The organism is Effusibacillus lacus (genome assembly GCF_002335525.1).
Taxonomy (GTDB): Bacteria; Bacillota; Bacilli; order Tumebacillales; family Effusibacillaceae; genus Effusibacillus; species Effusibacillus lacus.
On record NZ_BDUF01000101.1, the window covers coordinates 22463 to 31430 of the forward strand.

The window sequence follows — 8968 nt, forward strand, 5'->3', positions numbered from 1 at the left end:
CCTGTCCCATCCCAGGATTTCGCTTTAGTGGGGTCACGGTTTTTTGAGCAATCTCAACCTTATTGGGCTACTGCCGGCGGATCCGGATATTCGATCCGGGCATGATAAATACCGTTCAGTGATTTCATCAGCGCTTCCGCAATCTTATCCAGATCTTTGAGTGTCAGATCACATTCATCCAATTGTCCGTCATTTAAGCGGTCTTTGATAATCTTGCGAATGACGGCTTCAATCCGGTTCGGCGTAGGTCGGCTCATGGACCGGACAGCCGCCTCTACCGAATCGCACAGCATTATGATCGCCGCTTCTTTGGTTTTCGGCTTGGGACCGGGATAACGGAAATCATCAATATTGAGATTGCTGTTCTTGTCAAGTTCCAACGCCTTATTATAAAAATACCACAATACGGTGGTGCCATGATGCTGCTCGCATATGTCGCGAATCGGTTTCGGAAGCCGGTGCTGTTCCTGCATTTCGACCCCATCCCGAACATGGGAGGTAATGATCAGGTGAGACAAACTGGGTGCCACCTTATCATGGGGGTTCTCACGTCCGTTTTGGTTCTCAATAAAAAAAATGGGACGCCTGGATTTCCCGACATCATGGAAATAACCGCCAACACGGCACAACAAAGGATCTCCCCCGACAATTTCGGCAGCCGTCTCCGCCAAATTGCCCACGATCAAACTGTGATGATAGGTTCCGGGAGCTTCCATCAGCAGCTTTTTCAGCAGAGGGTGGTTGGGGTTCGACAGTTCCAACAGACTGATGGGTGTCAGAATTCCAAACAGGCTTTCAAAGAAAGGAAGCAGCCCTATGGTAAGGATTCCGCACAATAATCCGTTAATTAATCCAAACAGAAGTGCCTGAAGCAATCCGTTCCAGGTAAAGGTGGCCGCTGCCAAAAGCGAATGCATCGTTGCGATGGCTAACAGATTCACACCGGCAATCACAAAAGCGGCTCGCATGATCACGTGTCGGTGTTTCACTCTGGCAACCGCAAAGATGCCTGCCAATGAAGAAACAATGCCTACAAACATATACTCAAACTTGAAATCATACAACAATCCGGCAAACAGGGCAAAAACGATTGCTCCTGCAATTGCCAGGGATGTGTCAAACAAAATTGTCAATAACATTGTTCCCATTGCCAAAGGTGCCAAATACCCGATGGCCTGCATATTCAGGGGAACGCCCAGAGATACAATTTTCATGATGGACGCGGTTACCAATACGACCAGACAAAGCAGCAATAACAGGTTATTATTGTTTGCCAAACGGGATCGGGTAACATGCAAATACACTTCAATGATGGCCAAAGCGAATAACAGCAAAGAGGCAAGACCAACGTAAATCCGATAATTCGGTTGTTCAGCCAGCAGTTTCAGATCCCGCAACAGCCCCATTTTTTCGGCTGTGATCTGCTCACCCTTGCGAACAATCAAATCCCCTTTGAAAATCCAGGCTTCCTGGACTTCTCTCAGTTTCTTCTCTTTCAACTCTTCCGTCTGTTTGGCGTCGTAAACCGTGTTAGGCCTAAGAGTTACCAGTACCAGATCACGTACCACCAACCGCGCATCCATCTCAAGATCAAGACTGACCAGCTGGCTGTCCAGAACGGTTCTCGCCGCAGACATCGATTCCTCGGAGAACTCTTTGCTCAGAAACTGCGAGACAAAACGGTTCGTTTCATATCGGATCCTTGACAACTGGTTCGGAGAAGTATTCAAAAGCTTGTCCAAAACTTCTTCCTTAACCGGAACAGGGATTCTCTGCAATTCCTCCATCTTCTGTTTCCGGTCAAGGGACTGGTTTGCTTTCAACTTCTCAACCGTATCAAACAGCAGGGTAATGTCGGCCAATGCCTTCTCTTCCACCGTGGGATCGAGATAAAAGACTTTCTTGACCTGCCTGAGGGCTTCTTGTTTTCGCTGCTCCGTTTCGCTCGTGTTGATCGCGTCAGACGGGGCTTTGATATCTTCCAACGCTATATCGCCAACCTGATAATTGTATCGAGTGGGCGTTACATTTCCATAAAACAAGAAGAACAGCGCCAGAAACAACACCGCGTAAATTGCGGCGCGCATTCCGTTGCTTCGAACCAATTCCGGTCCCAACGTAATCTGGCGGATGTTTGTCTCAAGTTTTAACCCCATTCAACTCGACTCCTTATTTCCTGTTTTGGGGGGCAGCGGCAGTTTGTTCATCCTCTCTGGCGTAAGCCGAGATAATCTTTTGCACCAAGTGATGTCGAACCACATCCTGTTCCGTCAGGAATACAAAGGAGATTTCCTTGATGTCTTTCAATACCCGTATGGCCTCGTTCAACCCCGACAGTTTGCCTCTGGGCAGATCAATTTGGGTAATATCCCCGGTAATGACCATCTTGGAACCGAACCCCAGACGGGTCAGGAACATCTTCATTTGTTCGGGTGTTGTGTTTTGGGCCTCATCCAGGATCACAAAGGAATCTTCCAGGGTGCGCCCCCGCATGTAAGCCAGAGGCGCTACTTCAATGATACCCCGTTCCATAGCTTTCTGCACGGGTTCCACACCCATCATGTCATATAATGCGTCGTAGAGCGGGCGCAAATAGGGATCGACCTTCTCTTGCAGGTCCCCGGGCAGGAAACCGAGATTCTCGCCCGCTTCCACCGCTGGGCGGGTAAGAACGATTTTGCTTACATGCCCTTTTTTCAAAGCCATGACCGCCATCACCACCGCCAGGTAGGTTTTCCCTGTACCGGCAGGGCCCACTCCGAAGACGATGTCTTTTTTCCGGATGTCCTGGATATAAAAACGCTGACCGAGAGTCTTGACGCGAATCGGCTTTCCCTTGGCGTTGATGGCGATATCTTCTGTATACAACTCGAGCAGTTCCTCGCCCGCACCTTGTTGGGTCATCCGGATCGCGTAAGCAATCTCCCGTTCCCCTATCGTAGTTCCCTTTCTCACCAATTGGGCCAGGACATCGAACAGTTGCGCAAGGGTATCCGCTTCATCCTGCGAACCGGTTATCAAAATCTCACCGCCTCTGACAACCAGTTTGGCCGAAAAGTGACCTTCAATTTGCTTCAAATTGGCATCGTTCGGGCCAAAGATCTGGATCGCCTCTTGGTTGGATTGCAGGGAAATTTTGCGGGTGGTTGTATCCAAACGTTTCTCTCCTTCTCTAGAACGGCTGCGGTTTGCCTATGTCTTCCAGTACTTCGCTTAAAACTTTTGTATATAGATTACCATGCTCGATTCTCTGATGTAAAATTTTTTGCGAGGTGATTCGCCCGTTTTCCCCTATTTTCGCCATGATATCTGCTCCAGCTATCTTTAATGCTTCCGCCTTAGCCTGTTCTTCCGTTAACATAATTTTTTCGGAAAGGGTTTCCTTCACTTCCACTTTGCGAACTTTAACAGGCAGCGTAAAAGAACCGATCTGAAACTGCTGATCTGTGGCATGCTCCTCGTATTCGGCATAATGATTATGCCCGTAACCCCAAATCTGAACCGGAAACGAACCAAAGACCAGATAGTCTTTCTTGAAGGATTGACCGGTGTAGAGTTTTCGGAACTGCTGCAAAGGAATCTGCAACTGAGTGGTGTACCAAACCTTCGCTTCGACAATTCCCTTTGCATGAACGTATGTTTTCAGATCCCCCAAATCTCCGGATATCAAGATCTCTCCAGGATTCACCAACTGTCCCTTTTGCACTTTTGCGATCCCTTTTTGCACCAGGATTTTTTCAACAACTCCTGTTTTCCTTGCGACTATATGCTGGGGTGCGGTAGACAGTGGGGGTGGAGAAGGGATTTTTTCCAACACCTGAATTTTGATTTTTGTCCCCTGAATGGTTACGCCAACCCAGGACAGTTCGGGAACTTTGTCCAACATTTCGGCTTGCAAAAGATCGATGTCGGGCAATCTGCCTATCCAGGCCCCTTTGTGAATACCTACCTTCTCGGCGGCCGTAAGAATTGTCTCCGGAGACAGTTTCTTGGTTCCCTCCACTTCCACAGTCCACACAATTGAAGTAAGGACATACAGGACTGTGAGAAAGACCAAAGCCCCCGCCAGGAAAGACTTCCTTCGCCACGCGCGCTGCCACAGGAAAGGAAGGCCCGTCCGTTTTCCAAAGTGGATTTTGCTTTTCGTTTGCCGGAGCAACGGCCGCAGGCGAGGCACATCACTTCGCAGGATGGTCATTTGAATGGTTCCGTTTGTTCTGTAAACGATATCCCGGATCCAGATTCCCCGTTCGCTGGCGAGATTTATTAGCGAGGACAGTCTTTGTCCGCTGACCGTCACCACCACAAACCCTTTATAGTAATCATACAGCAGTCGACTCAGCATTCCCGTTCCCCCTATGCAAACTGGATCCCTTTGATTTCGCCCTCCACCAGGATCTCTTTCGGCTGAATGTTTTTGATCATCAGGTTCTTGCCAGTAATCACAAGAACACCGGTTGAATGTGCGAGACGAATTCTGGAATTGTGAAATTCAAGGATGCCGGTGTGATTTTCCACTACCAACTGAAGTCCTCCCATGAGGGTGATGCGAGGCACATCATAAATAGCGTCTTTTGGAAGTTCCAACAGGTTCGCGGCAAGATTCTTGAAGCGGTTAAATGCCTGCACGTTAGGCCCACCCTCCCTGATCGGTTGAATTGAGACGGAACCCCTCTTAGAACCATATGCCGTTGCATGGAAGGGTAGTACGGGGGGCTTAAGGCATAAAAAAGCCGCGATACGCGGCGGATTGACCTGTAAGATACTGCTCCTCGCTCACCAACTAAAATAAATCGGATGACAGTTTGTACTGTCATCCGACTGACTTTTGGACAGCCCCCTGGCCTCAGCGGCACTGGGTGCCGTGAATTTAGCATGCAAGGTGACTCGGCCCGAATTTCGGTTTGTGAACCGTTACCCCAGGTTTTCTTGCTGCTTGGAGCCGGGTACGTTTCTTTATGGACAACCCTTTGAGATTGGCTACCTTACTTTAGAAGCGGGTAAACGGATTTTGGATCTCCTTCATTTCTCAAAAACGGTTCACAAAGATCAGTGGGACTTCTCCAGATCGGATTTTTGTTTACATAATGCATCCACTGAGGAAATAAGACTGATTGTCAGCCTTATTTTTTGATTTTTGATTGTCATTCAAAGAATAGAACTGATTTTCAGTCTTATTCGGGTGAGTTTCGAAGTATACAAGTAAGAAATAATATATAGGACTGAAAAACAGGCCTATTACTGGAAGTACCTTTGAATCGACAAAAACAAGCCTGATATGCAGTCCTATTTTTTCTTCCCTTTTCTGGTGTCAGCTCCCCTGCCTGCTTAGGTTTACCTGTTCCATTTTCCCGCCGGCAAATTTCCGACAGACAGTCCGTATCACGGAGTCGCTTGCGTTTGATTGCCTGTCCCCTTTTCTCAGTGTTGTTCTTTCTAAACTTTAACAGAAAAATTCCCTCATCGCTAACAATACCAGAGTCAATTATCCCCAGGATCATAGAGTGCTCGCTAGGTTCGGACTCTCTTCAAACTGGACTAAATTTAAAAAATACATTGTGGGAAGAAGTTCCTTAGAGGTTAGTTGAATGCCTTAGAAAACGATTCTGAGATTGGGTTCTAGAGTAAAGGGCTGGTCTTCCAGCCCCTCCTCATCAAACCGTACGTGAGGTTTTCCCTCATACGGCTTTCCGATGTCCGTCATTCATGGGCGTTCAGTTTACAATAGCGTTTTGAGTCCACTTAGGTGGCTCATGACCCTTACTTCCTGCCATGAACCTCTCCACCTTTTTCTTTGTCGCTTCTTGGCGTACCACTTGCAGAGTCTCTGTGAGATGTACCAGTCTAGCTTTGCCATCTTTTGAGAACTATAGGGTGTGGAGTAATAATTCTTCCACCCTTGGATTTTAGGATTCAGCCACTCAACATGTTGTTTCATGGACAACCCCCTTGCAGACGGCGGTGCTAATCTCTCTTTCACCACGTCCCGTATGTGTTGCTCGGCTTTACGAGTCAACCATTGCTGGGTGGTGAAGTATCCCTGTCCTTTAGAGGTCTCCGCTCTGGTTTTACGGTGATGCATCCCCAGGAAGTCAAATCCTTGTGTACCATCCCATAGTCCTACCAACCTTGTTTTCTCCGGGTGAACCGTAAGTTCCAGCCGCTGCATGATCGCATGAATAAGCTTGAGAGCTCTTTCCGCGTCCTTCTTTGTCTTGCAGATGACTACGAAGTCATCTGCGTATCGCGTGAGTTCTCCTATTTCCTTACCGTGCTTTTCCCATAGAGTGTCGAAATAATTCAGGTAGATATTTGCAAGCAGCGGGGAAATGACCCCTCCCTGCGGTGTGCCAAGGTCGGTTCTTCTGACCGTTCCTTCTTCCATGACCCCTGCTTGTAGCCACTTTCTGATTAGTTTCAGCACTCGTCTGTCACTAATTCGCATCTCCACTAGCTTCATCAACTTCTCTTGGTTGATGTTGTCGAAGTAGCCTTGGATGTCGACGTCGACCACCCAATTCCCTTTGCGGTTGCATGCTTTCCGGATTCGGTCAAGTGCTTGCTTGGCGCTTCTTTTGGGACGGAACCCAAAGGAGCAGTCTTGAAAGTCTGCTTCAAAGATGGGTTCAATAACCAGTTTGGTTGCCATTTGAATAACTCGGTCTCGTACCGTTGGGATTCCCAATGGGCGTTGTTTCCCGTCTTTCTTGGGAATGTAGTGACGACGTACAGGTTGTGGGTGGTAGTTATTTTCACGAAGTCTTTGCTCACATTCTTGAAGGAAGGCAAGTATACCCGTCTCTTCGATCTCTTGGAGCGTCTGCCCGTCAATACCTGCCGCGCCTTTGTTGGCTCGAACACGTCGCCACGCTTCCCAGAGGACATCCCTGCGATACACCTTGTCATATAAGGCATGGAACCTACGCTTCTTGCATTCTTTGGCCGCATGACCTAGCTTCTCTTGGAGTTGTTGAACTTTTTCCATTGGTGTTGTTAGCCCTGTGGCATTCACTCACTCGTACCTCCTTAAGAAGCATGGACAAAGCAGAGGCCCTTTCCTCCCGCAGGTTGTGTTGTCCTGCATTCATTGGTACTACGGCCTCCTCGGACTCCCTTCCTGCAGACGATTCACTTCACCTTTTGGGCTTATAGAATGTCTCTTTACGGGTGTTCCCGTACAGGGGAGGGTCTCCCCAGTTCACTGCGTTATCTGTGATACCATGCCGATCCCCATACGCCGGAGGGTTCTTGACTGTTGCTCCAAGTTCTTCACAGTTTCCATGGTCTTCGCCCATATGCACGAGGCTCGACTCCCTCTTCTCCCTCTCGCAAGGCTCTTTTGACGACGCGGCAGGATTCACTTGATGTTACGGCCTGGTATCTTGCTCGCCCCATTCTCTGACGGGTACTTTCGTCGATGCGCTTCTGCGCACGGATCTCTCCGTACGCAGGCATCCAAGCTACAAGGGTGTCTTGGCACTTCCCTTGACCGGACTTCCACCGGCTAGATAACGCGTGCCTCTGGGCACGCGGCATAAAAAAACGGGCTGTCCGAAAAGTCATCAGACAGCCCGCTGAGGGTATGTTTATATAACGGTGTTTTTCACCGCTATACTTGTCGAATTCAATACGAATCTTAAAATAACGTTCTTTTTCACCTCTATTTAGCGTTTCTTTATTACCCACCAATGATAATCTCCAAATAACGTTGAAAATCACCACTATTTCGAGAACCGCCACTTTGGTCTCCAAAATAACCTTGAAAATCACCGCAATTTACTAAAATGGGTGTCGCTGCGCGGCTTTCTTCCCCTTGGCGGGCCCAGAATTTCCGCCATTATGACAGCACGGACCAGGTCTCCTTTTTGGATGGAAAAAAAGGGGGGCTTTCGGGCGGGTCTGCCCACGGGATGCGAACCAATCCGGTCATAAGCACTCTGGCCGGAAAAAGCTCGTTCCGTATCTGTTGAAGGTTTCGCCCTTTTCTCATTCCGATAATCCGGGTCGGGTCTTACTGTGGTAGACACCTGGACGGTCTCCCGCACCGTTTCGTGCGGTTCGACAATGGTTGTGCGAACCGTCTCATGCGGCTCGAGCAGGGTCGGAGCCACCGGTTCCTTAGTTTCGTATTCGGAGCGTCCTTCCATCTCACCCCGTCCTTCCGTCTCCCTTCCTTCGTATGTTGGTCCAGGGGAGTCATGACTGGGATCGCGTTGACCGGGGCCGGGAACCGGATATCCAGTCATCGATTGTCCGGGTCGTCCCGTCGACATTGGTTCCCCCGGTCGTCCCATTGTCATGGGCTGGCCCTGACGGGGAACGGTCGGTTGTTCTGTAGAAACCTTTTTCGGCGGCCATTCCCCATGCCTGCGATGGCCGCCCGGTCCCAGGGGGGTGTCGTCCCACCCATCGGGAAGCTTCGGGAATCCTCTTGGGAGCTTCGGATAGCCTTCACCCTTGGAAGCTCTTTTGATTGCGCCAATGATGATCGCGATGATCACCCAAATTAGAAATTCCATTGCGTCACCTACTTCTTGGCATCCTTGCCGGGTTCATCCCCCATTTTGGAAATGGCGTCCCGCATGTCCGTGTCCGCCATGATGTTTTGCATGTTCATGTAATCCATTACGCCCAATTTGCCTTGGCGCAGCGCTTCGGCCATCGCTTTGGGAACTTCCGATTCCGCTTCGACGACTTTTGCCCGCATTTCCTCCACAAACGCCCGCATCTCCTGTTCCCGGGCAACCGCCATCGCCCGGCGTTCTTCCGCTTTTGCCTGAGCGATCCGCTTGTCTGCTTCGGCTTGGTCGGTTTGCAGTTGGGCACCGATGTTCTTGCCCACATCCACGTCGGCAATATCGATCGAGAGAATTTCAAAGGCGGTACCCGCATCCAATCCTTTTGCCAATACGGTTTTGGAAATGGAGTCGGGGTTTTCCAGCACATCTTTATGGTTGTTGCTGGAACC

7 protein-coding genes are annotated in these 8968 nt (G+C 49.4%); all 7 read right to left on the reverse strand.

Annotated elements, in window-relative coordinates:
* Window positions 1–59: 59 nt before the first annotated feature.
* Window positions 60–2156, reverse strand: a complete 2097-nt coding sequence (locus EFBL_RS17040; protein WP_096183396.1) for an HD family phosphohydrolase — start codon at window positions 2154–2156, stop codon at window positions 60–62.
* Window positions 2157–2169: 13 nt separating this feature from the next.
* Entirely contained in the window at window positions 2170–3156 is a 987-nt protein-coding gene (locus EFBL_RS17045) for a PhoH family protein (protein ID WP_096183398.1), read from the reverse strand.
* A gap of 16 nt (window positions 3157–3172) precedes the next feature.
* On the reverse strand, window positions 3173–4345 hold the full coding sequence (gene yqfD / locus EFBL_RS17050; protein ID WP_096183400.1) for a sporulation protein YqfD: 1173 nt from the start codon (window positions 4343–4345) through the stop codon (window positions 3173–3175).
* 11 nt (window positions 4346–4356) lie between these two features.
* On the reverse strand, window positions 4357–4629 hold the full coding sequence (gene yqfC / locus EFBL_RS17055) for a sporulation protein YqfC (protein ID WP_096183402.1): 273 nt from the start codon (window positions 4627–4629) through the stop codon (window positions 4357–4359).
* Between the two features lie 1090 nt (window positions 4630–5719).
* Complete coding sequence (gene ltrA, locus EFBL_RS17060) at window positions 5720–7012, reverse strand: group II intron reverse transcriptase/maturase (protein ID WP_096183405.1); 1293 nt, start codon at window positions 7010–7012, stop codon at window positions 5720–5722.
* Window positions 7013–7766: 754 nt separating this feature from the next.
* The gene (locus EFBL_RS17070) at window positions 7767–8519 is read right to left on the reverse strand and encodes a hypothetical protein (RefSeq protein WP_096183409.1); all 753 of its coding nucleotides are present in this window, start codon (window positions 8517–8519) and stop codon (window positions 7767–7769) included.
* A gap of 8 nt (window positions 8520–8527) precedes the next feature.
* Window positions 8528–8968, reverse strand: a 441-nt coding sequence (locus EFBL_RS21495; protein ID WP_231705854.1) for a flotillin-like FloA family protein, incomplete at its 5' end; no start/stop codon positions are given.

Bases quoted from the DNA above. Each gene is read 5' to 3' on its own strand.
- EFBL_RS17070 (WP_096183409.1), bottom strand. From the start codon at position 8,519: ATGGAATTTCTAATTTGGGTGATCATCGCGATCATCATTGGCGCAATC.
- EFBL_RS17040 (WP_096183396.1), bottom strand. From the start codon at position 2,156: ATGGGGTTAAAACTTGAGACAAACATCCGCCAGATTACGTTGGGACCG.
- yqfD (WP_096183400.1), bottom strand. From the start codon at position 4,345: ATGCTGAGTCGACTGCTGTATGATTACTATAAAGGGTTTGTGGTGGTG.